This window comes from Streptococcus criceti HS-6 (assembly GCF_000187975.2).
GTDB classification, from domain to species: domain Bacteria; phylum Bacillota; class Bacilli; order Lactobacillales; family Streptococcaceae; genus Streptococcus; species Streptococcus criceti.
Genome location: NZ_AEUV02000002.1, coordinates 532,427 through 559,082, shown reverse-complemented (window position 1 = coordinate 559,082; position 26,656 = coordinate 532,427). Strand labels below are relative to the sequence as shown.

The 26,656-nt window shown below is 43.3% G+C and carries 27 protein-coding genes; 1 reads left to right on the top strand and 26 read right to left on the bottom strand.

From position 1 onward, the window contains the following. Positions 1-5 precede the first annotated feature (5 nt). From STRCR_RS02815 to STRCR_RS02705, 23 genes are all read right to left on the bottom strand, one after another. Complete coding sequence (locus STRCR_RS02815; RefSeq protein ID WP_004229626.1) at positions 6-476, bottom strand: ECF transporter S component; 471 nt, start codon at positions 474-476, stop codon at positions 6-8. Then, positions 457-1,227: a bifunctional hydroxymethylpyrimidine kinase/phosphomethylpyrimidine kinase gene (locus tag STRCR_RS02810; protein ID WP_004230092.1), complete on the bottom strand. Its 771-nt coding sequence runs from the start codon at positions 1,225-1,227 to the stop codon at positions 457-459. Before STRCR_RS02810 ends, STRCR_RS02815 begins: the two co-directional genes overlap by 20 nt. Beyond that, on the bottom strand, positions 1,220-1,966 hold the full coding sequence (truA, locus tag STRCR_RS02805) for a tRNA pseudouridine(38-40) synthase TruA (RefSeq protein ID WP_004227196.1): 747 nt from the start codon (positions 1,964-1,966) through the stop codon (positions 1,220-1,222). Before truA ends, STRCR_RS02810 begins: the two co-directional genes overlap by 8 nt. Before the next feature lie 321 nt (positions 1,967-2,287). Further along, the gene (gene dnaJ / locus STRCR_RS02800; RefSeq protein WP_004228435.1) at positions 2,288-3,418 is read right to left on the bottom strand and encodes a molecular chaperone DnaJ; all 1,131 of its coding nucleotides are present in this window, start codon (positions 3,416-3,418) and stop codon (positions 2,288-2,290) included. Between the two features lie 709 nt (positions 3,419-4,127). Further along, positions 4,128-5,960, bottom strand: coding sequence for a molecular chaperone DnaK (gene dnaK, locus STRCR_RS02795; protein ID WP_004226779.1), 1,833 nt, complete (start codon positions 5,958-5,960; stop codon positions 4,128-4,130). Between the two features lie 397 nt (positions 5,961-6,357). Next, entirely contained in the window at positions 6,358-6,897 is a 540-nt protein-coding gene (gene grpE, locus STRCR_RS02790; RefSeq protein WP_004228141.1) for a nucleotide exchange factor GrpE, read from the bottom strand. A 23-nt stretch (positions 6,898-6,920) separates the two neighbouring features. Further along, positions 6,921-7,955: a heat-inducible transcriptional repressor HrcA gene (gene hrcA / locus STRCR_RS02785; RefSeq protein WP_004228988.1), complete on the bottom strand. Its 1,035-nt coding sequence runs from the start codon at positions 7,953-7,955 to the stop codon at positions 6,921-6,923. A gap of 163 nt (positions 7,956-8,118) precedes the next feature. Continuing rightward, the gene (locus tag STRCR_RS02780; RefSeq protein WP_040804381.1) at positions 8,119-8,703 is read right to left on the bottom strand and encodes a glycoside hydrolase family 73 protein; all 585 of its coding nucleotides are present in this window, start codon (positions 8,701-8,703) and stop codon (positions 8,119-8,121) included. 19 nt (positions 8,704-8,722) lie between these two features. Next, positions 8,723-9,460 carry a M15 family metallopeptidase gene (locus tag STRCR_RS02775; RefSeq protein ID WP_004227589.1) on the bottom strand — a complete coding sequence of 246 codons (738 nt, stop codon included), beginning with the start codon at positions 9,458-9,460 and terminating at the stop codon, positions 8,723-8,725. Beyond that, on the bottom strand, positions 9,447-10,148 hold the full coding sequence (locus tag STRCR_RS02770; protein WP_004228893.1) for a histidine phosphatase family protein: 702 nt from the start codon (positions 10,146-10,148) through the stop codon (positions 9,447-9,449). Before STRCR_RS02770 ends, STRCR_RS02775 begins: the two co-directional genes overlap by 14 nt. A gap of 575 nt (positions 10,149-10,723) precedes the next feature. Continuing rightward, positions 10,724-12,061: a PFL family protein gene (locus STRCR_RS02765; protein WP_004229787.1), complete on the bottom strand. Its 1,338-nt coding sequence runs from the start codon at positions 12,059-12,061 to the stop codon at positions 10,724-10,726. Between the two features lie 11 nt (positions 12,062-12,072). Then, positions 12,073-12,339, bottom strand: a complete 267-nt coding sequence (locus tag STRCR_RS02760) for an ACT domain-containing protein (protein WP_004228423.1) — start codon at positions 12,337-12,339, stop codon at positions 12,073-12,075. Between the two features lie 130 nt (positions 12,340-12,469). Continuing rightward, positions 12,470-13,372 (bottom strand): LysR family transcriptional regulator, encoded by a 903-nt coding sequence (locus tag STRCR_RS02755; protein WP_004225740.1) that lies wholly within the window; start codon positions 13,370-13,372, stop codon positions 12,470-12,472. A gap of 186 nt (positions 13,373-13,558) precedes the next feature. Next, on the bottom strand, positions 13,559-14,755 hold the full coding sequence (locus tag STRCR_RS02750) for an acetate kinase (RefSeq protein WP_004227487.1): 1,197 nt from the start codon (positions 14,753-14,755) through the stop codon (positions 13,559-13,561). Between the two features lie 62 nt (positions 14,756-14,817). After that, positions 14,818-15,771 carry a class I SAM-dependent methyltransferase gene (locus STRCR_RS02745; protein ID WP_040804378.1) on the bottom strand — a complete coding sequence of 318 codons (954 nt, stop codon included), beginning with the start codon at positions 15,769-15,771 and terminating at the stop codon, positions 14,818-14,820. A 185-nt stretch (positions 15,772-15,956) separates the two neighbouring features. Then, positions 15,957-16,421, bottom strand: a complete 465-nt coding sequence (gene comGG / locus STRCR_RS02740; RefSeq protein ID WP_004229825.1) for a competence type IV pilus minor pilin ComGG — start codon at positions 16,419-16,421, stop codon at positions 15,957-15,959. Continuing rightward, positions 16,399-16,836, bottom strand: coding sequence for a competence type IV pilus minor pilin ComGF (comGF, locus tag STRCR_RS02735; protein WP_004226174.1), 438 nt, complete (start codon positions 16,834-16,836; stop codon positions 16,399-16,401). The genes comGG and comGF overlap by 23 nt, the downstream gene beginning before the upstream one ends. Continuing rightward, positions 16,820-17,113: a competence type IV pilus minor pilin ComGE gene (gene comGE, locus STRCR_RS02730; RefSeq protein WP_004228164.1), complete on the bottom strand. Its 294-nt coding sequence runs from the start codon at positions 17,111-17,113 to the stop codon at positions 16,820-16,822. The genes comGF and comGE overlap by 17 nt, the downstream gene beginning before the upstream one ends. Then, positions 17,085-17,519: a competence type IV pilus minor pilin ComGD gene (gene comGD, locus STRCR_RS02725; RefSeq protein ID WP_268739568.1), complete on the bottom strand. Its 435-nt coding sequence runs from the start codon at positions 17,517-17,519 to the stop codon at positions 17,085-17,087. Before comGD ends, comGE begins: the two co-directional genes overlap by 29 nt. Next, entirely contained in the window at positions 17,473-17,799 is a 327-nt protein-coding gene (comGC, locus tag STRCR_RS02720; protein ID WP_004225160.1) for a competence type IV pilus major pilin ComGC, read from the bottom strand. Before comGC ends, comGD begins: the two co-directional genes overlap by 47 nt. Continuing rightward, a complete protein-coding gene (comGB, locus tag STRCR_RS02715; protein WP_081478740.1) occupies positions 17,796-18,839 on the bottom strand; it encodes a competence type IV pilus assembly protein ComGB in 1,044 nt (347 codons plus the stop codon). Before comGB ends, comGC begins: the two co-directional genes overlap by 4 nt. Continuing rightward, on the bottom strand, positions 18,763-19,710 hold the full coding sequence (comGA, locus tag STRCR_RS02710) for a competence type IV pilus ATPase ComGA (protein WP_004229150.1): 948 nt from the start codon (positions 19,708-19,710) through the stop codon (positions 18,763-18,765). The genes comGB and comGA overlap by 77 nt, the downstream gene beginning before the upstream one ends. Before the next feature lie 158 nt (positions 19,711-19,868). Next, complete coding sequence (locus tag STRCR_RS02705) at positions 19,869-20,243, bottom strand: DUF1033 family protein (RefSeq protein WP_004227703.1); 375 nt, start codon at positions 20,241-20,243, stop codon at positions 19,869-19,871. A 218-nt stretch (positions 20,244-20,461) separates the two neighbouring features. Here STRCR_RS02705 and STRCR_RS02700 point away from each other — a divergent pair, with 218 nt between their 5' ends. Beyond that, positions 20,462-22,837: an HAD-IC family P-type ATPase gene (locus STRCR_RS02700; protein ID WP_004226940.1), complete on the top strand. Its 2,376-nt coding sequence runs from the start codon at positions 20,462-20,464 to the stop codon at positions 22,835-22,837. 454 nt (positions 22,838-23,291) lie between these two features. On the opposite strand, the gene STRCR_RS02695 is transcribed toward STRCR_RS02700, so the two are convergent. The 3 genes from STRCR_RS02695 to STRCR_RS02685 form a co-directional block, all read right to left on the bottom strand. Beyond that, positions 23,292-23,912, bottom strand: coding sequence for a TetR/AcrR family transcriptional regulator (locus STRCR_RS02695; RefSeq protein WP_004227955.1), 621 nt, complete (start codon positions 23,910-23,912; stop codon positions 23,292-23,294). 322 nt (positions 23,913-24,234) lie between these two features. Further along, a complete protein-coding gene (locus STRCR_RS02690; protein WP_004228461.1) occupies positions 24,235-25,347 on the bottom strand; it encodes an ABC transporter permease in 1,113 nt (370 codons plus the stop codon). A gap of 11 nt (positions 25,348-25,358) precedes the next feature. Continuing rightward, positions 25,359-26,075, bottom strand: a complete 717-nt coding sequence (locus STRCR_RS02685; protein WP_004226995.1) for an ABC transporter ATP-binding protein — start codon at positions 26,073-26,075, stop codon at positions 25,359-25,361. Positions 26,076-26,656 lie beyond the last annotated feature (581 nt).

Sequence of the window (26,656 nt, the reverse complement as noted above, 5' to 3'; positions counted from 1 at the left end):
CACCCTCACTTTCTCGGAAACACCTTGTCAAAGGCTCTACAAAAACTAGCTCCCAGAGCTAATCCCAAGGTATTCTGACAAAAATTTCCCCAGACGCTAGCTAGGGCCGCTCCCCAGCCAAAACCTAAAATTAGGGCCGCCAGAATATAGATAGCAATCATAATAAGACCGGCTAGTATGACCCCAAGAGCGCGGCGAGACCCATTCCAGCCTGCAAAATAGCCTTGCATCCCATGAGCAATAAGGCTGAAAATCATATACTGGGGATAACCTAAAAGAAAATCTAGGAGGAAAGCCGACAAACCGCCGACGATAGCTCCCGAACGGCTGCCTAAGTAGAATGCCGTGAAAAAAATCCCCACATCAATCAAGGTCAAAAATCCTGTCGGAGTAGGAATATTGATAAAACCAAGCGCCAAACTGAGAGCTGTTAAAATAGCTAATAAGGTTAACCGACTAGTCTTCGTGCTTCCCATAAGCTTGTACCACCCCATAATCATCTGAATGTAAAATTGCCTGATAGACAAAGGACTTAGCTGTTTGAACCGCTTCGAGCGTCTCTTTCTCCAGAACCAACTGGCTGGCAATAGCAGAAGCAAAGGTGCAGCCAGCCCCAACATTGTTCTCCTCGGACAAAGGCCCACTCAAGACTTCCAGCCTTTCTCCATCGTAGAAAACATCCAAAGCACGGTCTGACCCTAAGCGGCTGCCACCCTTGATGACAACAGCCTGAGCACCCAAGGCGCACAATTTTTTAGCCGCCACTTTCATATCTTTAAGTTCTTTGATGGAGAGGCCTGTGAGAATTTCTGCTTCTGCCAAATTCGGTGTCACAATAGATACATAAGGCAGAAATTTCAAAAGCTCATCTCTCAGAGCACTGACGGCCATATCGTGCTTTTCCTTACAAACTAAAACAGGATCCAAAACAATAGGAAGGCCATCATGTGACCTAACAAAAGATAGGGCAGCCTCAGCAATTTCAGCATTAGGCAAAAGCCCTAGTTTAATCCCAGCAAAGTCAACCTTTCGCAGACTATTCAGCTGAGCCTGAAAGACTTTTGAATCTGTCGCAAAGACCTGAAAACCCTCCTCTGTCACAGCTGTTAGGCAGGTCACCGCCAAAAATCCCCGAAGACCATTAAGAATATAGGTCGTCAAGTCAGCATAAAGACCGCCGCCACTAAAAATATCATTACCTGAAATAGCTAGAATCTTCTCACTCATAAGTAATCTCCTTTAAATAAAGACCATTACCTGCTGCCGTCGGACCTGCTAGACTTCTATCCTTAGTCTCCAAGATTGTCTTAATCTGACTGACTGGCATCCGAGCATTGCCAATTTTCAAGAGGGTTCCCACCATATTGCGCACCTGTTTATAAAGAAATCCGTTGCCTGAAAAAGTGAAAACCAAAAAGCCAGTTTTGACGTCTCGCTCGACCTTAGCCTCAGTAATAGTACGGACCTTATTTTGCACCGAACTCCCAGAAGCTGTAAAGCCGGTAAAGTCATGAGTGCCAACCAAATCAGCCATCGCTTCCTGCATAGTTCCTAAGTCCACTGCGTAGGGAAAATGAGTGGCATAGGCCCGCATCATGGGATTTTTAGGCCGACCAGTATCCACTAGAAATTCATAAGTCTTGCTGTGGGGATTGTAGCGGGCATGAAAATCATCCGAAACCTGCTGAACACTAACGACATCAATATCCCCAGGCGATTGAGTATCCAGACCAAAGCGTAATTTCTCCTCATCACGGACCTGAGATAAATCAAAATGAATAACCTGACCATAGGCATGGACACCACTGTCAGTCCGACCAGCTCCATGCACCTTGACTGGTCTTCCACTATTTAACCGCTCTAAGGTTTTTTCTAATTCTTCTTGAACCGAACGCTCCTTAGTCTGGCGTTGAAAGCCAGCAAAAAGAGTCCCGTCATAAGAAATAACTGCCTTATATCTTACCATGGCCCTATTTTAGCACGATAAATTGGACTTGCCTAGAGGAAAGGATAAAAACTGTCCCCAGACAGATTTAAGCTGAGACAATCAATTCGCATAGCCATTTCTATCATAGCTATTTATAGTAGATTGCATTAAGCCCAAGATATCCTTAAATTATTTGATGGTAGAAAAACCAGAGCAACTCTTTTAACAGAATCCTAAAACGCGAAAATGGGGCGTTCTATCTGAATTACCTTGCTTTGTTCTATTTTTTCAATCCACTATAAAAAGTTCTCTTTCCATAAAAAAGAGCAGACCTATAAAATCTGCTCTTTCATCATAAGTTTATTCTCCATCAAAGGCGTCTTTAACCTTATCAAAGAATCCCTTTTTCTTAGGCTGAATACTGCCTTCACCACTGGCTGCTGCCAACGCAAGCAGGGCCTCTTTTTGTCCATCATTAAGCTTAGTCGGGGTGACAACATTAATCGTCACATACTGATCTCCCTGACCGCCGCCACGCAAGCGAGGAGCGCCCTTGCCCTTGAGACGGAAGGTTTTGCCCGTTTGAGTTCCTTCTGGAATCGTCATCTCAACATCACCATGGACAGTTGGCACCTCTACAGTATCTCCCAGAGCTGCCTGAGCAAAGCTAATATTGAGGGTATAGTAGATGGTTGAACCATCCCGTTCAAATTTCTTACTTGGTAAAACATTGATAATAACGAAGAGATCACCATAAGGACCGCCATTAAAGCCAGCTTCCCCCTGACCTTGCAGGCGGATTTGTTGACCCGTTTCGACACCAGCAGGAACCTTAACAGAAACCTTGTGAGATTTCTTTTCATGACCAGTACCTTGACAGGTGCCACATGGTTCCTTGATTTCCTTACCGGTACCATGACAGACATCGCAGGTAACCTGACGGCGCATCATACCAAGAGGTGTCTGAGTATCAACATTGATAACCCCTTGACCATGACAGCGGCTGCAGGTCACTGGGCTGGTTCCAGGCTTAGCTCCTGAACCATGACAGGTGTGACATTCCGCTTCGCGGTTATAGGTGACATCCTTCTCAGCCCCAAAAATCGCCTCTTCAAATTTCAGGTTCAAACGATATTGCAGATCATCACCCTGGCGTGGTGCATTGGGGTTACGGCTGCTTCCGCCGCCACCAAAGAAGCTAGAAAAAATATCTTCGAAGCCACCAAAACCTGCACTATCAAAACCGCTGAAACCGCCGCCAAAACCTGCATTGGCACCATCAGGTCCATACTGATCATAGGCAGCTCGTTTTTGCTCATCACCTAAGGTTTCATAAGCCTCTTGAATATCCTTATATTTTTGCTCAGCTCCCGGATCCTTGTTGATGTCAGGATGGTATTTCTTGGACATTTTCCGGTAAGCTTTTTTGATTTCGTCTTGTGAAGCGTTTTTAGAAACACCAAGACGATCATAGTATTCTTGATTGTTCATATAAGATACAAAGGGCGTTAAAGGGACACCACCAAAATAGGAATTTTGACGACGGACGTCTTGCGTCCTAGAAAAAAATTATCCTTTTAGCACAGTCCCTAGCCCGTGTTCAGTTGCGAACACTTCTTCCTTTCTATATATTTAGAAGGTTATTTTTTGATAATTTTCTTAAATGGTGGGGACGCAGGCGACCAACTACGTCATTCCATTGCTTATTTTTGAACCTAAAGGTTTTAAAAATCCTCTCGTAACAGTAGCTCCAGCTACTGTTACTCTCACCACGGCAAAAATTATCGGCTGTGTCGTCTTCGACCGCTTTTGTTGCTGACGCTATTACCCAAAAACAGAGGCTGGTTTGCAACCTCTGCAGTTGGTTTTATAGTACAATTGCTATCTCGCTTTCACATCTCCAAGCTCAGAATAAAACAGTCCAGTGAACCACTGCTTATTTCTAGCTTCTGGCTCGCAGGCTAAAACAATCCCCCGAATCTGCCTTGCTCTCGAATTTCTAAGCTCGAGACGAGGGGGGAAACAAAAGTCTCGCTTCCTATTAACTGGCTTAGATAGAATCGTTTGACGCAGTGGTTGATTGGAAGTCCTTATCCCTTGCCTCGCAAGTGATAGCAGCCTTCCTAATCAACTGTGCGGAGGTGGGACAACAAAATCGAAATCGCTATTTCATAACGATTTACCGATTTTTGTCCCGCTCTCATTTCTCAGTAAACTCACCATCTACGACGTCATCGTCACCTTTATCTGATGATCCAGCATCAGCTGCGCCTTCAGTTCCGCCAGCGGCTTGTTGAGCTGCGGCAGCTTGTTCGTACATTTTAACAGCTAAGGCTTGGGCTTTTTCGTTAAGGGTTTCCAGCTTAGCTTTCATATCGTCCAAGTTGTTGTCTTCTTGAGCTTTCTTAAGATCATCAAGAGCTGATTGGGCAGCATCACGTTCAGTGTCAAAGCCTTTACCTTCGGTTTCTTTAATAGTCTTTTCTGTTGCAAAGATAGCTTGGTCAACTTCATTTTTGAGGTCAACTTCTTCTTTACGCTTAGCATCAGCATCAGCATTAGCTTCCGCATCTTTCATCATACGTTCAATTTCTTCTTCAGAAAGACCGTCATTTGACTTGATAACGATGTGTTGTTCTTTTTGCGTACCGAGGTCTTTAGCCTTAACAGATACGATACCGTTCTTGTCAATGTCAAATGTTACTTCGATTTGTGGCACACCACGAGGTGCAGCTGGGATATCTGTCAATTGGAAACGTCCCAAAGTCTTGTTGTCCGCTGCCATTGGGCGTTCACCTTGAAGAACGTGGATGTCAACGGCTGGTTGGTTATCAGCTGCGGTTGAAAAGACTTGTGACTTAGAGGTTGGGATAGTTGTGTTGCGGTCAATCAACTTCGTGAAGACACCGCCCATGGTTTCGATACCAAGTGACAATGGGGTCACATCAAGAAGTACGACGTCTTTGACATCACCAGTGATGACACCACCTTGAATAGCAGCACCCATGGCTACGACTTCATCAGGGTTCACAGATTTGTTTGGTTCTTTACCTGTTTCAGCTTTAACCGCTTCAACAACTGCTGGAATACGCGTTGAACCACCAACCAAGATAACTTCATCAATTTCTGACAGGCTCAAATCAGCATCAGACAAAGCTTGACGAACAGGGGTCTTGGTACGTTCAACCAGATCGCGAGTCAAATCATCAAATTTAGCACGTGTTAATGAGACTTCCAAGTGGAGCGGTCCAGCATCACCGGCAGTGATGAAAGGCAGGCTGATTTGTGTTTGGGTGACACCTGACAAGTCCTTCTTAGCTTTTTCAGCAGCATCTTTCAAACGTTGCAGAGCCATCTTGTCAGTTGACAGGTCAATGCCGTTTTCTTTCTTGAATTCATCAACCAAGTAGTCAATAATCTTTTGGTCGAAATCGTCACCACCTAGTTTATTATCACCAGCAGTAGCCAATACATCGAAGACACCATCGCCCAACTCAAGGATAGAGACATCAAAAGTACCACCACCAAGGTCAAACACTAAGATTTTTTCATCTTTATCTTGTTTATCAAGACCATAAGCAAGAGCTGCTGCGGTTGGTTCGTTGACGATACGTTCGACTTCAAGACCCGCGATTTTACCAGCATCTTTTGTTGCCTGACGTTGGGCATCGTTGAAGTAAGCAGGGACTGTAATAACGGCTTTTTCAACTTTTTCACCAAGATAATCTTCAGCATAACCCTTGATGTATTGCAGAATCATAGCTGAAATTTCTTGAGGAGTGTATTCTTTACCATTAGCAGAAACTTTTTCAGAAGTCCCCATCTTAGATTTGATAGAGATAACAGTATCTGGGTTAGTTACCGCTTGACGTTTAGCCGCATCACCGACAATGATTTCCCCGTTTTTAAACGAGACAACAGAAGGAGTTGTACGGTTACCTTCTGGGTTAGCGATAATTTTACTTTCAGTTCCTTCAAGAACGGCAACTGCTGAGTTTGTTGTTCCTAAGTCAATACCAATAATTTTGCTCATAATTAAGATACCAAGAACGCCGAGAAAGCGACTAGAATTTTAGGAAATCAACGATGTGTGCTTGTACACGAGGTGATTTATCTCAATTCCGAGTCCGAGCTTTCCGTTCGGGTTCAATTCCTTTCATTTTTCCTCTTTACTTGTTTTTATTCGCAGTAGTTGACTGAACTTTCTACACCCTTCAGGCCATAAAATGCTAGTCAACCTTGCGGGGGCGCGTCAACGAAATCAAAGATTTCTGACTTACCACCTAGTTTATTGTCATTTCGGACACGGTTATTTTATTGATTAGCTATCATCATTGTATAGTTACGACGTGAGATAGTAAGGAGTCTAGGCAATCCGCCATAGCGGTTGCCGTATAATGACGAGACGTTTTAATGCCCATCATTATTGACTAATTATATACCACCACCATAGCTGGCCGAAGCAGGCGATCGTGCAGTTTGTAGCCTTTTTGGAAAACTTCCGCAATGCTGTCTGCTGGATGCTCATCATCAGCCGGTAAGGTTTGAACAGCCATGTGAAGGTTGTGATCAAAGCTTTCAACTGCCACTTCTTCCACACCCTCTTCTTTAAGAGCTTGATTCAGGCTTTCCTGTACCATTTCCAACCCTTTTTTCACATCATCGCTCAAGCCCTCAACTGCTAAAGCACGTTCTAAATTATCCAAGCTAGGCAAGATTGCCTTAGCGAGATCTTGCGAACGATACTTCTGTAACTGCTGACGTTCCTCATTGGCGCGACGCTGAATATTTTGCATTTCAGCGTGAGCCCGTAAGAATTTATTTTCAAAATCCTCAGCCTTCTCTAAAGCTGCTTCTAATTCTGTTTTTTCAGTAGTTTCCTCAGAGGCCGCTTCAGTTTGCTCTTTTTCTTCGGTTTCAGAAGCCTGAGTCTCTTCGGTCACTTCCTCTTTTTTAATATCTTCTGACATAATGCCTCCTTTATTAAATGTTACTAATTGACTTCATAATGATTGCTACTAAGGTAACGATAGAAATCAGCTGATTTCATAGTCAACACCCGGCTGACAATTCCCAATAGACTGAAGGCCCGTTGGTAATCAATCGTCACAGGTCCAAACAAGCTTAAGCTGCCAAAACCTCGGTAGGGAATGAGAAATTTATAGGACAACTGTGTTAAAGAAGTCAAACCAGTTTGTTTCTCATCTGCCAGACGAATGGCATAGGGTTTATCCTCTTGAAGCAACTGACGAATTTCCAAAGCTAATTCTTGGGTCTTATCAAAAAAACGGTAGATCTGGTCGTCAGAAAACTTGAGTAGATTCTCCTTGCCAGCTAAAAACGGCTTTTCGACAAACATTTCCTTAAAAATATGTTCAAATAATTCTAAGACATTGTCTGTTGTCTTAAAATAGCGCTGAACAATCTGTGGAATCTCAGTTCGAATCCGATAATGAATCTCCATAACTGTTTGTCCCAAAAAACGCTCATGTACTAAACCGCTTAAAGTAGCTAAGTCTTCGTCAAGAAAATTCTTAGGAATAGCAAACTGACTGGTGACCGTATTAGAATCATCAAAGGTCATGACAGCTAGAGCATCGTGGTGACTGAGCTTTACAATATCAAAAGCGCTCAAGCGCTGATTGCTTGGTTCAACATCTAAAGCAACTGCTGTGCACCCTGTCAACTCTGCTAAAAGATCGCTGGCCTTCTGCAACAAATCTTCCAGTTTAAAAAATTCAAAATCAAAACCTTTGATAACTTGATAGGCATCATCTTCGTCAATCCTCTCAAAATTTAGGAGATGACTAACATAGTACTGAAAACCCTGCCGACTTGGCAGACGGCCACTAGATGTGTGCGCCTTTTCCAAGAGACCAATTTTTTCTAAGGCAGCCATATCATTGCGGATGGTGGCACTACTAGAAGCAATGTAATTTTGTAAAACCTTGGATCCGACAGGTTCGTGTGTCTGCGTAAACAGCTCAATCACAATAGATAAAATATCATTTTGCCGCTGCGTAATCATCACGGACCTCCATTCCAAAAGTTCATTAGCACTCTTAAAGCAAGTCTGCTAACTTATGTTTCTATTATACCGCTCTAAAACCAACTGTCAAGAGAAAAGCGCAAAAAATTAGCACTCTTTTAAAAAGAGTGCTAATTCAGCTAATTCTTTAGAAAACTAGATCCTAACTATCATACTGAGTAAGATTCTTTTCTCGGATGATCGTAATGAGCTTATTAGCATAGTCAGGGTCTGTATTAACCCCTGCTTTTTGCAGAGCCTGAGCTGCTGTAACATACTCTTCAGTTGTGGCTAGGATGGTGTAGAGCTGTTTCCCCCACATACCCGAAGAAATGGCCTCAAGATAAGCCATCAAACTATCCTGCCAGTTGCTATAAATAGCATAAGGCAGTTTAACTGTTTGCCACTGACCGTTTTCATAAGACCGAGTAGTTAAAACAATCTTAGCTTGCCCAGACTGAGCTAAGGTTCCTGTGAAATTATGATAGCGCACAGCCAGCAAGTCAGAGCCATAATCAGATGACTGGGCCGCCTGAGCAATAATTATAGAAGCCTTAATACCATAGGCTTTTGATAACTTCTGGGCTACCGGAGCTACCTCTTTAATGAAGGAAGACTCTGTATAAGGCGTGCTAACCTTGGTATTGGCAGCCTTTGTTTTCATGTTCAACAAGAGAGGCAAAAGAATAAGGGCTAAAACAAGTCCAAAAACGATCATAAAAGGCCGAAACTTTAGCCTTGATTGCATACTATTTCAACCCCCTATCCTAATCCTTTAATAAGGCTACATACTCTTCCAAGCTTAGATTATGCTCGGTCATATATTTGGCAGATGCCTTGCCAACATAGCGAAAATGCCAATCCTCGTAATCAACACCCGTTGAATCGCTCTTGCCCTTTTCAAAACGAAGAACAAAACCATAATCTGGCGCAATCTTTTTCAATTGTTCTACAACGCTAGGGTCGCTTTCATTGAGGCTGTCAACCGTACTCATATCAATCGCTAACCCTGTCTGGTGCTCACTAGCTCCAGCTGGCTGGGAATAAGTTTTAACCTTTTCCTCAGCTTGGTCTTGACTCAAACTAGGGTCGTTAGACATCTCCTGCTTGACGTAAGAATCAAAGAGCTCCTGTTGATACTCGACACTGCGATAACCCGAAATCAGGTGCTCGCTGCTATCAATCTTCTGCGCAGCCGCTAAAAATTCTTTGACATTGTCTGCAATCCGCGAGTCCACCTTGATATTATCAATAGCCACCAGGTCAGGATTAAGTTCCTTGGTAATGTTGTCACGATTGACCACAATTAGTTGCCAATCATCTGCTGAAACATCAGGCAGATCCGAACCTAATTCAACTTTCTTGGTTTTTTTAACCTTGGCTAACTGACTGGCTCCTGTCTGATTCGACCGAGAAGCTAATTTATCATGCAGAAAGGCAAAGCTAAAAATAACGACTAACCCTAAAATAAAAACGATAAAAAAGTTACGACTAGACTTTTTCATGGTTCTCCCTTGCTAAAATTTCTCGACCTTTTTGTCGGTAAGTCATATCTCCGATTGCTTCAATATGGAATGTGTCGGCTTCATAAGTTACCTGACAGACGCTGCCGTTATCAAGAGCTAAACTCCTTGGAAGACTGGGATCAATCAAGCCCATTAAAGTACCAATAGTCATCCCGTGACTGACCACGATCGCATCGCCACCGCCCAAGCTCTCAACTTCCTTGGCAATGTCAGTGAAACCAGACAGAATTCGATCTCGCAAGATATCCCAAGGCTCAGCCCAACCAGCTGTATCAACCGCTAGAATAGCATCAGCCATATCTTGGTAGGTCATTTCTTCAACCGGCTTATCAAAAACTCTTGGCACAACTCCGTTAAAGAGTTCCGCATCATAACCGCCATCAAGGCTGCCGAAACACCACTCACGAATGCGCTTATCTCGCTTATAAGGAATGTCACTCTGCCCCATTTCTCGTAAAATAATTTCCATGGTCTGCAAGGTCCGGCCACTATCACTAGAATAAGCAGCAACAAAATTTAGACCTGCTGCCTTCAAGCCTAGGCCAAGTTCCTGAATCCCCCGCTCACCTTCTTTAGTCAGTGGCGTATCAGACCAACCTTGAGCCCGTCCAATAGTGTTAAACATAGTTTTACCATGGCGGGCAATAAATAAGCGTGTTTTTGTCATAAGGCCCTTCTCCTTGATTTTCTTTCTATTATAACAAATTTAAGGAAATAAAAATAGCTGATAAATAAGACATCTAATGACAATGAAAATGTGGCCTGTTATTATTTTATAAATATTAGTGAACGGTTTGGACTGACAATTCTGCCGTTCGTTCTATCGCTAAGCAGATGACGGTGGCAGAGATACCATGGCTTTAGTAATAACTAGGCCATGGCAATAGGGAAATAGACTAAAAACAATCAATTTCCCATACTAATGGGCCCTTATTGCAAACAGAGATAATCTAAGCGAGATAGAGATTTGTTCACTCAATCTGACCAACTCAGGCAACTTTTTGGATATAAAATCGGCATAAACTCTGCCCCTAATAATAAAACCCTTTTTAGCAAAACAAGATTGCAAATAAGAAATTTGATGACTCAAAACATAAACAGTTCAGGCTCTACTTGGTCGGGCAAGCTCAAATCAACGAGATAGTGTTTGGGCTTTCAAAAAATATTAGTCCCGTTAATGGTACTCCAACAAGTGTTTTCGAGTAGAAAAAATCCCCGCCAAGGTTGGCAAGGACATAAATACTAATTCTTAAAACTGTGAATCGGTGCTGGAATTTGGCCACCACGAGCGATGAAATCTGCCGATGATTTTTTATTGACTGACATGACCGGAGCAGAGCCGAGGAGACCGCCAAACTCGATAGTGTCTCCCTCTTTGCCCTTAGGAATCAGACGAACAGCGGTTGTTTTCATATTGATAACGCCGATAGCGGCTTCGTCAGCAATCATGGCAGCGATGGTTTCGGCCGAAGTTTCTTCCGGAATAGCAAGCATATCCAGACCGACCGAACAGATGGCCGTCATGGCTTCTAACTTTTCCAGATTAAGCGAACCAGCCTCCACCGCGGCAATCATACCTTCATCCTCAGATACTGGAATAAAGGCACCAGACAGCCCCCCGACCTGATTGCAAGCCATTACTCCGCCCTTTTTAACCTGATCATTGAGAAGGGCTAGGGCTGCTGTTGTCCCATGGGTACCGACAGTTTCGAGGCCCATTTCCTCCAGAACCCGAGCCACTGAATCTCCTACCGCTGGCGTCGGAGCTAGAGAGAGGTCAACAATACCAAATTTAACCCCCAATCTCTCACTAGCCAAGCTGCCGACCAGCTGACCAATGCGGGTAATCTTAAAAGCTGTCTTCTTAACGGTTTCAGCCACAACATCAAAAGACTGACCTCGGACCTTTTCTAAGGCTCGCTTAACGACACCCGGACCAGAAACACCGACATTGATGACAACATCAGTCTCACCAACACCATGGAAGGCTCCAGCCATAAAGGGATTATCCTCAACTGCATTAGCAAAGACTACCAGCTTAGCCGGCCCCATCTCGGACAGCTGGGCGGTTTCCTTAATAATCCGCCCCATATCCCTAACAGCTGTCATATTGATCCCCGACTTGGTTGAGCCAATATTGACAGAGGAGCAGACAAAGTCAGTCTCAGCTAGAGCTCTGGGAATGGACTTGATGAGAATTTCATCACCTTTCTGATAACCCTTTTGCACTAAGGCTGAGAAGCCGCCGATGAAATTGATGCCAATTTCCTTAGCAGCCTTGTCCATAGCCTTAGCTAGAGGGACATAATCGGTTGCATCAGTTGCTGCCCCAATGATAGCAATCGGTGTAACTGAGACTCGCTTATTGACAATAGGAATCCCCAATTCTGCCGATATCTCATCACCAACCGCAACTAATCTGGCGGCCTTATCGACAATTTTGCGGTAAACTTTATCAGCTGCCCGATTGATGTCCGAATCAATACAGTCAAGAAGCGAGATGCCCATGGTGATAGTGCGAACATCAAAGTTCTGCTCCTCAATCATGGCAATGGTTTCTGTAACCTGTTGAATATCCATGGAAATCTCCTTTACAACTTGTGCATAGCATCAAAAATAGCCGAACTTTGAATGTTAATCTTAACACCCAGACTGTCCCCCAATTTTTCCAGTTCCGAACGAAGAAAAGTAAAATCCTTTTTCTCTGGCGAGGACACCACTGTCATCATGGTGAAATACTCATCCAAAATGGTTTGGGTGATATCATCAATATTCAGGCCTAAATCAGCGATTTTGGCAGAAACTCCTGCCACAATCCCCTGACTATCTTTACCAACAACTGTAATAATTGCTTTCATGTTTATTCCTCTTTTTCTTGGTATTGTTAGTATTTTAGCACATATCTGGAAGATTTTTCAAAAATTATTAGAAGCTTCACTATAAATCCGAACCTTCCTAAAATATAAAGAGCCAGCAAAGTCTGACTCTCTAGTTTTTTTCACTTTCTGCTAAACTAGCCTTCACCCGCTCAATAAAAGCCTCTATAATTGGAGTTTTTTTGCGTTTATTATTGGTCACAAGGCCCAAGGTATGAACTGGACTATCCGCCAGCGGAATAAGGACAATCTGCTCTTTGATAAATCCATTGACAATCCCTAAACCCGAAGCATAAGCATCTGAGGCCGTCAGCAAGTTCATAACCGTTCCTCGATCGTTACTGTACATAATCGTTTGATTATCCAAAACCTCCAGAGTATCCTCATCAAAATTCAATCCTGACTTTTCCTGACGAAAACGCACCTGAGGATAGCCTTCCAAATCAGCTTTGGTCAGGACTTTTCTATCTGCCAAGGGATGGCCCTTCCGCAGAAAAATCCGCGTTGGAAATTCCCCCAGGGAGATAAAACTTAAATCCTGATTAATCAGAGATTTTTCTAGGATAGGGCGATTATCAGCATCCAGATAAATAATCCCTAGGTCGCTTTCAAATTTATCAACGCTTCTGAGAATTTTCTTAGTGGTAGTCTCAATCAACTGAAATTCCTGATAGTCAGCCTCAAATGCTTGAACAATCTCAGTCAAGGGCAGGAAAAGAAAATCATAATGGTGGGAGGCTACCGTGAAACCCTTGCGAAATTTCTGCTGATAACGCTTCTCCAATAAATCCAGCTCCCCAATAATCCGCTTGGCATATTTGATGAAATCGTTGCCATCGTCAGTCAATCTGGCACCCGTATTGGAGCGGACAAAGAGCTGCACGCCCAGTTCCGCCTCTAAATCCTTGATAGAGGCGGATAAGTTGGGCTGGGTAACATACAGCTTTTTCGCAGCTTGGCTAAAAGAACCTGTTTCTGCAATTGCCTCAACATAGCGACACTGTTGGAAATTCAATACAGGTCACTCCCTTTCTTTTGAAAAACTTGCTCCTATTATAGCAGAGCTAGGTTCAATTAGAAGGGAAATAGCCATAGGAAAATTTAATCAACTCTTTGGTTTTTTTAATAAAAATCTCGCCAGAGAAAAAAGCACCCGAACAGATTCGGATGCTTTCTTTTCATGAACTCTTTGACCAAAAACTTATCGCATCTTTTTAAAATGTTCAACATCACGCGCAATCATCAATTCTTCATCGGTTGGAATGACCAGAACCCTAACCTTAGAATTTGGAGTTGAAATGTCACCAACATAGCCAAAGACATTCTTTTCTGGGTCGATCTCCATACCAAACCAAGAGAGCCCAGCAATGATATCCTGACGCATACCAATAGCATTTTCACCCATACCTGCGGTGAAGACCAGAGCATCAGCTCCATTGAGAACAGCGAAGTATTGACCAATAAACTTCTTGAGACGGTCAATAAAGATATTGTAAGCCAGAACTGTGTTTTTATCATGAGCTTCAATACCAGCTTCAATATCTCGCATATCGCTAGATTTTTCAGATACTCCCATGAGACCTGATTTCTTATTAAGCATTTCCACCACATCGGCAGCTGTTTCCAAGTCTGGATCCTGCTGAATCAAAAAAGGAATAATGGCTGGGTCAATATCGCCTGAACGGGTTCCCATCATAGGGCCAGCCAGTGGCGTCAGTCCCATAGAAGTATCCACTGATTCCCCGTGGTAGTTAGCCGTGATAGAAACACCATTACCGATGTGAGCTGTGATCAATTTTAATTCATTGAGAGGGCGGCCTAACATCTTAGCCGCTTCCTGAGCAACATACCGATGGCTGGTGCCATGAGCTCCGTATTTACGCACCTTGTAATCACGATAATATTTTTGCGGAATAGGATAGAGATAGGCATATTTAGGCATGGTCGTATGGAAAGATGTATCGAAAACAACCACGCTGGTAATGTCTGGCAAGATGTCTCGGAAAGCTCGAATTCCAGCAGCAGCCCCTGGATTGTGAAGCGGAGCTAAAAGTGACAGTTCCTCAACCTGTTCAATAACTTTGTCATTAACCAAGGCCGATTCCTTAAAGTATTCGCCACCAGCGACAACCCGATGGCCAACTCCCGTAATCTCTTGATAATCCTTAATCAAACCATGCTTAAGCAGATCTTCCAAAAGAATCCGAACCGCCATGGTGTGATCAGGAATATCTAGCGTCTGTGAATCAGACTTGCCATTGTACTTAACTGTTGAGATTGAATCATTTAAGCCAATGCGCTCAATGAGCCCCTTGGCCAAGACTTCTTCTTCCGGCATTTGATAGAGCTGCCATTTGAGACTGGAGCTCCCAGCATTGATTGCGATTGTTTTTGACATAGATTACCTCTTCTAATGTAAACGTTTTCTAAATTCGTCTTCCATTATAGCAAATTTTCTCATCAAAGAATATAATCAGCTGACCATTTCTTAAAATTTTCCATGAAATCTAGGAGAGTATCGCGATCCTGCAAATCACTCAGAGGATAAACAAAAGTTTCCGGCGCCTGATTGCTCTGCTTTTGCAGGACAAAGATAGACTTGGCATTAGCAGGATTGCCAAAGAGTTCCTCAGGCAGGGTAATGACTGCCACGATATCTGCATAACCTTTGAGCCAACCCTTGAGCAGATCGCTTTGAGGACTGGTCAAAAGATTAACCGGAGCTAGAAAGATAGCAAAGCCATGAGCTTTCAAGTATTTAAGCGACTGCTCCATGAGTAGATGGTGCGCATAGGTATGATCATTTTGAGCAGCCACCTGATAGCGACTAGCTATAGTATCATTAGGATAATAGCCGACAGGTAGATCACTAATAATAATATCGCTCTCTTTAATCAGCTGAGGGCGCACAGCGTCTTCCTGCACAAAACTGCCGTCTGAACCCACCACATCAGCGATACTAGCTGATAAATCAATCAATAAATCATCAACTTCCAGTCCCATGTAATCCAGCTGTTTGCTGCTGTTGTTAATGAGCGTCTGAGCCAGATTTCCAGTTCCAGAACCAATTTCCAGAACATCCAACCTTTCGTCTTTAGTTAGATTTTCCAGCAAAAAAAGCAGGACAAAACCAATGCTGTCTGGCGTAAACTGGTGGTTGGCTTGCAGAGGCTCAGATTGGGCCAGCTTGATAAACAAAAACTGGTAGGCCCGTCGCCATTCTTCCCTGGTCAGTTCGAGCTGTTGCAAGGCTTGATTGTTAGTAAGAATCCTCTCATTTTCAGTCTTACCATCCAAATAGAGAGCATTCTGCTCAATCAGAGCATCATAGCTATTCGTTTTCAAGTCGTTTTGCAGGAGCTGGACATTTTCCAAAAGCAGCCCGTAGGCTTTTTCAATCTTCTCAAAATTCATAATTCTATCATAACAAAAATGCCAGAAAATGGGAACGAAAGGCCCCATAAGACAGTAAAATCCAAACCCTGATGAGTAAAGATTTGACTGCCATTTTCCCAAGAGTTACGATTCTTCTCTAGACTTTTTTTACTGAGTAAGCTGCTATGGAAATTAATTTCTTTAACGTTTTTTCTAAGACAGTATCAAGCGTCATCGTTGGAACTTTCCTCACCTTCACCATGGTGCGAAGACGAACTTTTTTCATCTGATTGTGACCTTGAAGAACTGCCGGACGACGAAGAGAAAGAGGTGGACTTATCCTTCTTTTTGTCCTTGTCGGAACTAGATGAACTAGTTTCTTGGTCTCCCATAAAATCATAGCAGTAACTATTGCCATCAGAAAGGATTACTTTCACACTCAGCGAAGCCCCTTCCTTTTGGTAAGTCGCCCGCCCCTGCTCAAAGGACATTTCTCCTGAAGACTGATTAGCCTGCTCTTTGACCAGCTGGGCTATCAGATAGGCTTGTGAGTTGTTGGCTAAGGCCTGATTCTGTCGCTGACTGGCCACCACTCGGTCCAAATAAAACTGCAAGAGCAAAACAAAGATTGCTGCCATGAGCAAGGCGTAGATTAAGACTCCTGCTCTAAGACGTTTTTGCAAAATCATAGACAAAAGTCCTTTCTAAGCCTGATTCAAAGGTGACAAAAACTGTGATGGTCTGACCGGCCTGACTGATAGTACTAGCTTTGACATGGAAGAGCATGGGCTGATAGCCACGCCCATCCGCATTGGTTTTACGAAAATCATCCGAACGGGACTGCCCAAAGGCTAAAGGTTGATCACCTTTTTTAACATAGAGTTTATTGTCCGCCACATGGTCTAGCTCAGTCTCTGCTAACTCCGAGCGTAACTGCTGACAAAAAAGAAGCCAGTCCTCCTCGTCATTCTTACTGATATAGGCGACATTGGTTACCAGAACTTGAGTCAGACCTTGATAAACCATGACACTGCCTGCAATAACCAAGAGAGCTACCAAACACTCCAAGAGAGTGAAAGCCCGAATTCTAATTTTTGGACACATGAAGAACCTCCTTTCCGTCTTCATAAACGGTAATACAGGTTGAGGTCCGCTGAACTTGGACAGTCACCCCATTAAGGCTCAACTGATCTTGCTTGGTTTGAACCGCCATTTGGGCGACATTGAGCGCTTCTTGTTGCTGAAGACTGGCTGCCAACTCCTGGCGGTTTCGATTTATCTCGCCTAGAATCAGACTAACGATAGTAACCAAAACCGCCAGAGCAATCAGACTTTCCAAAAGAATATAAGCTTTAATTTTCCGTTTTTTTATAGCGACCACTTCCTATATAAAGTTGATAAGAGACAGACCCTTTCTCAGTTGTGAAAGTCAATTTTTCCAACGAGGAATTGCCACCTTCTGGTGAAAATTCTATGGTATAGGGCTGGCTAGGTCTGACAGTGGCAGGAATGGTCAAACTTTCTTGACCATTAGTCACTTGGCCTTCTGAAATATTTAAGGTCAAGGTTTTTTGCTGGGCATTGCTGAGCTTCTGGCTATCCTGATAAAGGTGCTCAAAAGAGAGAAAGAAGAGCTTCTCTTGTACTCCCGCAAAAACTTCCTGAACACCGCCTGTAAAGGCTAACAATAAAAAGCTGGTAATCGCCAAAACCAACAGACTTTCAACCAGGGTAAAGGCTCTAGTTTGGAACCTGCCGATTTTCCTTATGCTTCTTGTAATAATCATTGTAAGAATCCGCCTGTTTTTGTGTGATATCACCGCTAGACACTAGTTTAGAAACAGTGGCATCGTCCGTATGGTTTAGTTCATAAAGTTCAGCTTGGCTTTCTACCACCTTGACAACGGCCGCGCCACCAGTATCCTTGACTTTATCCTTCTGCTTGGCTAAGTTAGGCACAAAAAGCAGGAGCAGAACACTGATGATTAACAGGACCACTAACATTTCAAGAAGAGTGAAAGCTTTAACTTTCTTTCCTTTTAAACGTTTGAGTAATTTTTTCATCATAAAGGTACCTCCATATTGTGATACATGGGCAGTAGCATGGCTGCATAAATCATGACGATAACAAGGGCCACCAAGATAAAGACCAGGGGCTGAATCAGCTGGGTTGCCCGATTAACCCGGCTAAAAAAGGCATCCCAAGTTTCCTGAGCATAGATCTCTAGCTCGCTACCCAGTTTAGCTTTGACTTGACCATATTCAATAATCAGACTCAATTCCCGTAGGAAGAAAGGATAATCCAAGACCTTATCGTGAAACTCTTGACCAGCCAGCAAGGCATCCTCCATCTCGCGGCCAAGTTCTTGAAAGAGTTGGGATTTCTGCTTCTGCATGAGCTGGACAATCTGACTCATCTCCACCCCTTGACCGATCAACTTCCCCCACTCCCGCGCATAATAAGCCGTCAAGTAAAGTTGGGCGAATCTGCCAAGCAAGGGAAGCCTAGCCAAATGGCTGTACCAAGAAATTTTTCGCGATCGTCTCTGCAGCCAAATCAATAAAAGGATAATCAAGACCAGAACCAAAACCCCTATTAGAAAAATCACGGGAAAATGGTTGACAATACTGGTTGCTAGGTTCGTTCCCTCCAGCTGAGGCAAGAGATAGTTGCGAAGTCCCAACATGATGAGAATCAAAAAAGTTAAGAGGATGATGGGATAGCTAGCTACTTCCAAGAGTTTCTTTTTAACGGTCATCAAATTGGCCAGATATCGCTCTATTTTTAAAAGACTCCCTTGAGTATTTCCGTGGATATCGGCTAAAGCCAACTGAGTTACCACATCATCAGAAAAGCCCAGTCTTCCCATCATAGAAGCTAGATTTTCACCTGCTAAGAGACTGGATCGCATTTCCTGCGTATAGTATTGGGCAAGAAGATGACTGCGCTCCAAAAAATCCACAATCTCAGTCAGCGTGAAACCAGACTCCAAAAGGTTGTTAAAGAGCTGAATAACCTTGCGCTGGCGGCTAATCCTTAATCTTTTCGGCTTCTGCTTGCTCGTAAGTGAGATGTCCTGTTGTAAAAAGCTGGTCAATTTTCTCATTCCAGCTGTCAGCCTTGTGGCTTTGAAAATGGTCTTGGGCAAAATCAATCAATCCTCCTCCTCCGATTAAGCGCTGGTAGGCAATGCCAGCCAGACAATTATCTAACTCCTCCCGAGAAACTCCCAATTCTAAAATCCGGGCGTAAACGCCTGGAATACTCTTAGCATGGACGGTCGAAAAAACGCGGATTCCTGTCAAGCTAGCTCTGATAACGGATTGGGCTGTCTCTTTATCGCGAATCTCTCCTATAATTAAAACATCCGGTCGGTGTCGCAGCGAAAGTTTAATCAAATTATCATAGGTCATCGCGATAGAGGGATTAAGTTGGAGCTGCAGCATCTGATCCTGTTTAATCTCAACAGGATCCTCAATAGTAATAATCTGACTGTCAGGATACTTACGACTGACCAACTCATACATCAGAGTTGTCTTCCCCGAACCGACGGGGCCAGAGAAAAGATAGAGGCCTCGGTCAATAATCTTGGGTAACAGTGCATTGAGGCCATCAAACCAAAATTTTAATTCTCGTCGTCTATCAAAGAGCAAGCGAACGACCAGACTTTCTCGTCCCCGATAGTCTCCGACCGTTGACAACCGCAGAGCGGCCGTCTCACCATCTGCAAAATCATAATGGCAGGCTCCCAACTGGGCTCGCCGCTTCTCACCAACATTCATCCCAGCGACAAATTTAAAATGGCTGATTAATCCCACAGCCTGTTCCTGAGGACAAGTTTGAAATAGACGTCTCTCATCACCTATTCGCAGATAAATCTCATAATAATCAATCTTTGGCAGCAAATAGATATCCTGAGCCTGCCATTTGACAGCTTCCTCAATCAAGCTTTTCCCCAGTTCTTGCACCTCTACCATAGTGGCCTCCTTTTTCCTCCTGCTTACCTATTGATTCGTAAAAAATTTTCAAAAGTAGAAAACTTTTGTTAGATAAACTTTTAACTTCAAACTATTTTGAATATAAAGAAAAGACCGAGCAGAGGCTCGATCTCCATCACTCTATTCTTACTAATAGTTCATTGGCTTCCAAATGATTTTATCTGACATTGGAAAGGAACAGGATTATCATTGCTCCGCTCATAACCTGGACGATGCCAGTCCTTAGGAATAGCCTCCCAGTCCTTGAGCAGGGCCAGTGAATAGTACTGCTGCAAATCTTCGCCGCATTCTTCACACCAACGTTGGTCTTTACTATCCCAAAAAGCCGTCATGACACTGCTTTTACTATTAAAGCTGGGATAATGGTTCATCAAATCAAACCATTCTTTTTTATAACAACTGAGCGCTTCGTAATAGTCCTCAAACTCTTGAACGTCAACAATATCGTCTTGCCAATCATCGAGAAACCACCAGGGCTCTAAGTCTCCGTACATTTTTACTACTTGATACATAATTTAATCCTAACTTACTCTGATTATATAGGAAAAGTTGGTGAAGTTAAAAAAATTTGCTTGGAAATATCAAAAAATTAGAAAGTTTAATTAATTCTTGTTTTAAAAAGACATTGATGTCATTCAACTAAAATTTTTCCAGCTCCAATGATTTCTAGCTTTCTTATTTGGAGCATGATAAAATAAACAGTAATCACGCTCTGGGAAAAGAGGATTTTATGAAAGATATTAAAGGATTAACAAGTCAAGAAGTCGCTAGCCGAGTGGCTAGGGGCCAAGTCAACAAGGCCAGTATCTCTGATGTAAAGACAACCAAGCAGATTCTCAAGGAAAACACCTTAACTTATTTCAACTTAATTTTTGCCGTTTTGACTATTTTATTACTGATTAGTGGTAATATCGGTATCAGCAACTTCACCTTCTTGCCCGTAGTCTTCATCAATGCTATCTTGGGGATTATTCAAGAACTGCGGTCCCGTAAGACTGTCTCCAAACTAGCTATCGTCACCACGCCCAATGTGACCGTCCTGCGCGATAACAGGCTGTCGACCATTCCGATTGAAGAGCTGGTCCTTGATGATGTCATCCAGCTGTCAGCTGGTAACCAAATTTCGGTTGACGCCCACGTTTTATCCAGTAGCATTCAAGTGGATGAGTCTATTCTAACTGGGGAAGCCGACGAAATCACTAAAAATGAGGGAGATGAGCTCATGTCTGGGAGCTTCGTTGTCGCAGGAACTTGTCTGGCTCAAGTTATTCGTGTTGGAGAAGATACCTATGCTGCTAAACTGGTCAAGGAAGCTAAGACCTTTGATAGTGATGAACAATCCGAAATGATTCGCTCCATTAATGCTATCGTTAAATGGGTGGGAATTCTAATTATCCCTCTAGCTCTAATTATGCTCTATCAAAGCCTAATAGTCAACCAAACTGGTTTTGGCGGAGCTGTCAAGGCTATGGTAGCAGCTGTCATCGGCCTTATTCCAGAAGGTCTCTACCTCCTGACTACCATCTCTTTAGTGGCTAGCACTATGCGACTGGCCCGTAAGAAGGTTGTCCTCCACGATATGAAGAGCGTTGAAAAGCTAGCCCGAGTTGACATTCTCTGCATTGATAAAACAGGGACCATTACTGAAAATAGCATGTCGGTTCAAGACTACATAGCCACCGATGCTTTTAGTAAAAGTCCCGATGCAGGCCTCCGCCTAGACAATCTGATTGCAGGTGTTGCTAATGAATTAGCTGGGGATAATGATACTATGGAAGCCCTACAAGCCTACTTTCCCAAGGAGCAGGCAGCCGGCCTAAACCTCCAAAAAAAGAAGCTCCTGCCCTTTAAATCCTCCAATAAATACAGCGGGGTAATCTATGATGGCTTTTCCTATCTAATCGGAGCTCCTCAAATCTTATTGGGAACAAACTGGCCAAACTACGAGGAAGAAGTCAATCACTACGCCGCCCAAGGTTATCGGGTACTGGCCTTTGGTAAACTGACTTCCGAACAGGTTGAGCCTCTGGATCGCCCGCTTATTCCTTATGCCTTCATCCTGATTTCCAATCCTATTCGTCAAGAAGCTCCTGAAACCTTTGCTTATTTTGGTCGGCAAGACGTGGCCATCAAGGTCATCTCTGGAGACGATCCCGTGACCGTTTCCCACGTAGCCGGCAAAGCTAAAATTAAGGAAGCAGAAAATTATGTAGATGCCAGAACCCTAGTGACAGACGACCTAATCAAAGAAGCAGCCCGTACCTACACCGTCTTTGGTCGGGTAACACCTGAGCTCAAACGCCAACTAGTACTAGCCCTACAGGAGGATGGTCATACTGTTGCCATGACAGGGGACGGGGTCAACGATGTTTTGGCACTCAAGGCTGCCGACTGTAGCATCGCTATGGCTTCCGGTAGCGATGCTGCCCTCAATGCTTCGCAAATCGTCCTCGTTGACTCCAACTTTGCCAGCATGCCATCAGTGGTCGCCGAAGGCCGCCGTACTGTCAATAATATTGAGCGCTCGGCCAGCCTCTTCTTGATTAAAAATATCTTCTCCTTCCTGCTGGCTATTCTCTCCATTATTTTTGCTATCGTCTATCCACTCAAAGCTTCTCAGATTTCTCTAATTTCGGCCTTTATGATCGGCCTGCCAAGTTATCTTTTGACCTTCGAAGCTAACAACAAGCGGATTTCTGGCCACTTTATGCTCAAGGTGCTCAAAAACGCCCTGCCAGCAGCTGTAGCAGCCGTGGCAGCTATCGGTCTCTTGGTTGGGGCAGCTGCCTTCTTCCAAATCGACTACGATCAAACATCGACCGTTTCAACCTTCCTGCTCTCCATCATCGGTTTTATGGCCTTAGTTCGCCTGTCTAGACCCTTAAACACGGGCAAGGTTGCGATTATTACAGTGTCTATCCTAGCTTTTATCATCTCAGCCCTCTTACTCAAAAATATCTTTGAGCTCAGCCATGTCACCCTAGAAGTCTTCCTGTTAGGACTGGTCTTCTTCCTAGTCGGCGAATCCATCTACCGCAACCTCTCTACCTTCTTTGACTTCATTGCCAATAAGGGCTGGCGACGCTTTAAATGGTTTAGGAGATAGAATACAGCAAACCTAACATTTGAGCAGAAGTCAATTTAAAGTAACAAATCGCATCAAATCAGCGGTTTGTTTTAATAACAGGATCTCATGCAATTTTATTGATTTTTATACTTTTTAAACACGTTTTTATAGCTTCATAACTTCCTGAACTGGATCATGTAACTGATTAAAATCTCTATCGTTTGACCGATAGAGATTTTTACGTTGACGATAATATAGCAATCAGAACTCCTCGTTTCTACCCTTTAGGATTCAGGTAAAAGAGTCGCTTTGCGTTTTCTACCACCAAACGACTTAAGGAGGCCTTGATCTTAAGTCAATCTGCTGTACCTTTGCCATTCTTAGCTAATAAAGACTTCCCAGAATCGGCACGTTTTTTATTAAAAATCTTATGTTTATCCAAATATCCTTGAAAATCCCTTTCCCTTAAGAAATTCATCGTTATAGATTAGACCTATTTAGTCACATTTCGTAAGATTTCTTCCTCAATATCAGCCAAATCCCCAACCTCATCTTGACCAGCCAGTCCTAAAATCTGAGTTTGATAAAAATAGGTTAAAAGCGGTCCTACCATACGCCGAATCAAGCTAGATAAGGGCAAGTCTTTACGAAAATTTGGATTAGCTGCCTTGATCTCCCGCACAACAGTCAGGTCCTCCAGCCCTTGGAAGTTCTTCAGCAACTCCGCCTTAAAACCTTCATTGGTCAAAAACTGTTGGATCAAAATTTTGAGCAAGGGACTGTTGGACTTGATAAAAGCCCAGCGATCCTGAACTAAAAAATGAACAGCATCTTCTAACTTTTTATGGGCTAAGAGATTGCTAAAGAATTCATCTTTGACCCTAGGAATAACTGGATTCAAAATCGCTAGCAAAAGCTCTTCTTTGGTCTTAAAATACTTGAAAATCGTGGCTTGACTGATCCCAGCCTGAGTGGCAATTTGGGCCGTCGAAGTCCCGTCAACCCCCTGCTTAGCAAAGAGCTCAATGGCCGTAGCCATAGCTTTTTTCTTGCCCGGCGGCATCTTCTCCTCTGCCAGAATCTGACTATAATCTTTAACAATATTTTGTGGCATCTTTTCCTCAATCTATTTTATTACTAATTAAAAATATATCATTTTCTTGTTCAAGGTTCTTAAGTTAATCAACCTCATCACTAAACTAACTAAGCTCGTCACAGTATGAAGAAATTAAAGGGCGATATCCCTTGAGTCTTGCCGTTAACGAGGAAAGCAAGGAAACCGCGGATTTTCCCTTCCATGACGATAGGGGGTAAAATAATTGATGATAGTCTTAAAAGCTGCTTTTTCACCCTGCTACTAGACTAAGGAAAGAACAGCCGATCGTATCCGAAAGTAGATCAAAATGAATGAAGTAGCTTTTCGCCTTCAAAGGGAATTACACCTTCCGATATCGCTTCAATCCCTGTATATTAAAGATTGTCAAAACGATAACAAAGATGAGCAAAACCCAAATATCCCTGTTGATGGCGGACAAACCCTGTCCCCTCATCACAACCTTGGTTAGAGCATCTCCCGAATAGGACAGAGGCAGAACTGTCCCAATAATCCGCACCCATCTAGCCATGGAATCCAAAGGAATGAGACCTGAGAAGAAAAGCTGCGGAATGACAACCAGAGGAATAAACTGCACCATCTGAAACTCCGATTTAGCCAACGTTGACAGGAGAATACCAAAAGAAAGTGCAACCAAAGCCATCAAGACATTAATGATTATAACATAGCCGATAGAACCTACCACTTCAACATCCAACAGCCAGATGGTCGCAAAAATAATCACTAAGGTTTGAACAATGGCTAAGAGCCCATAAGATAAGAGATAGCCAAAGACAATATCGCTGCGTTTGACCGGTGTCGCCAGCAAGCGATCTAGAGTGCCGCTGGTTCGTTCCTTGAGCAGAGACATGCCTGAAATTAAGAAGACAAAGAAGAAGACAATAAAACCCATTAAAATCGGAATCATCTTATTAAAGAAATTTGAATCCTTATCTCCGTAGTTGTAAGACTCCTTGAGAGTAACCTTATTAAGTTGCCGACTAGCCACTTGCTTTTGAGCTATCGGTGGTAGATTTTTTTGAACCTGCTTTACATTATCCGTTAACTGCTGGGTAGAATCCTTGGCAATAGCCGCCTTTATGGATTGACGAACGACACTGGTCTTAGTCGCATCCGTATTAGCATGGAGAACCTTTAACGCTTTATCCCCATCCTGAGTCAAAATAGCGTCAACCTCTCCCGTCTTCATATCTGCCTTGGCCTGCTTAACACTGGCATACTTTTCCAAGGTCACATGTTTGACATTACCCAGATTTTTCACAACAGAACTGTTCGCATGAACTGTAGCAATGGTGACAGCGGTATCCGTATTAGCTGAGAACATGACATTCATTAGCCACATAATAGCAATTGGTGCGATAAATATCAAGGCCAAGGTACGTTTATCCCGCAGAAGTTCTTTGATAATTCTTTTGGTAATTGCTAAACTTTTCATCTCTATATTCCTCACTTGTTTTCTGCTGTTAGAAAGACCTCTTCAATGGAAGCTACTCCGTAGGCCTCTTTGAGTTTATCTGGCTCATCGCAGGCAATAATCTTACCCGCCAGCAGAAGAGCCACCCGATTAGTCAGTTCGGCCTCATCCATGACATGCGTAGTAATTAAAATTGACCGTCCTTGGTCTCGAATAGCACGCAACTCTTTCCAAACCTCCCGCCGCAGAGCAGGATCAATGCCAACCGTCGGCTCATCTAAAATTAAGAGTTCTGGATTTCCAAGTAGAGCAATAGCGAGTGACAGCCTCCGTTTCATCCCGCCAGAATAGTCGGAAACATAGGTTCCCAGACTATTCTGTAAATCAACTACCTTGGCCACATGGGAGACAGCACTCGCTAATTCTTCTCGCACAAGCCCCTTCATCTGACCAAAAAATTCTAGGTTTTCCAGCCCCGTCAAACTCTCATAAAGAGCGTCTGACTGAGCCATATAGCCAATCCGTCCCAAGACATGCCGCTCAGGCATGTGAGTATCCAATACCAGAGCCTGACCGCTATCCGACTTTTCCATACCCAACATAGTCTTAATCAGCGTGGACTTACCAGCTCCAGACGGCCCAATCAACCCTAAAATCTCACCTTTAGCTAGAGTCAGACTAACCCCATCCAACACCGTTTGGGGCCCAAAGGCCTTATGCAAACTCTGTAAAACAATCCGATTTTCCATCAATGTCACTTCCTTTTGACAAAAGGAGATGAAGAAAATTAGAGTCTTCTAATCTCTTTCTCCTGAACAACCTCAGGTGAGTGGTTGCTCACCTACCGACACCCTCCATTGTAGTGAGTAACCGCTCACCTGTCAAGAGAAAAATCTTATTTTGAACGTTTTTTACCTTATCATTCAATAATGTACATAAGGAAAAGGGAGTGAGATCAACCCAAAAATTGAAAATTTTGGTTCTTACCACGTCCTGATTTTAAGATGGTGACCTGAAATGGTCTCTTTCCAGACCGTTTTTGACACTTGCTTTGCCAGCTTCATTTCCCGATTAACAAGGCCTCCCAGACCTTTTGAGGATGGAAATAAGATGAACAGTGGTCATCACAGTCGCTTAGATTTTTCGCTTTGGCCTTGCCTTGTGGCAAAAGGAAAAACCCGCCTCAAGCGAGCTTTTTACTTTTTATATTTATTTCATCCGTCTAGTGTGCCACCAGTAGCCCAGATCGTACCGAAGAAAAACGGCCACTAACATAAAGCCAAATCAGGCCCATTCTCGACTGGCACCCTAGTCTTCTGTCTCACGATAA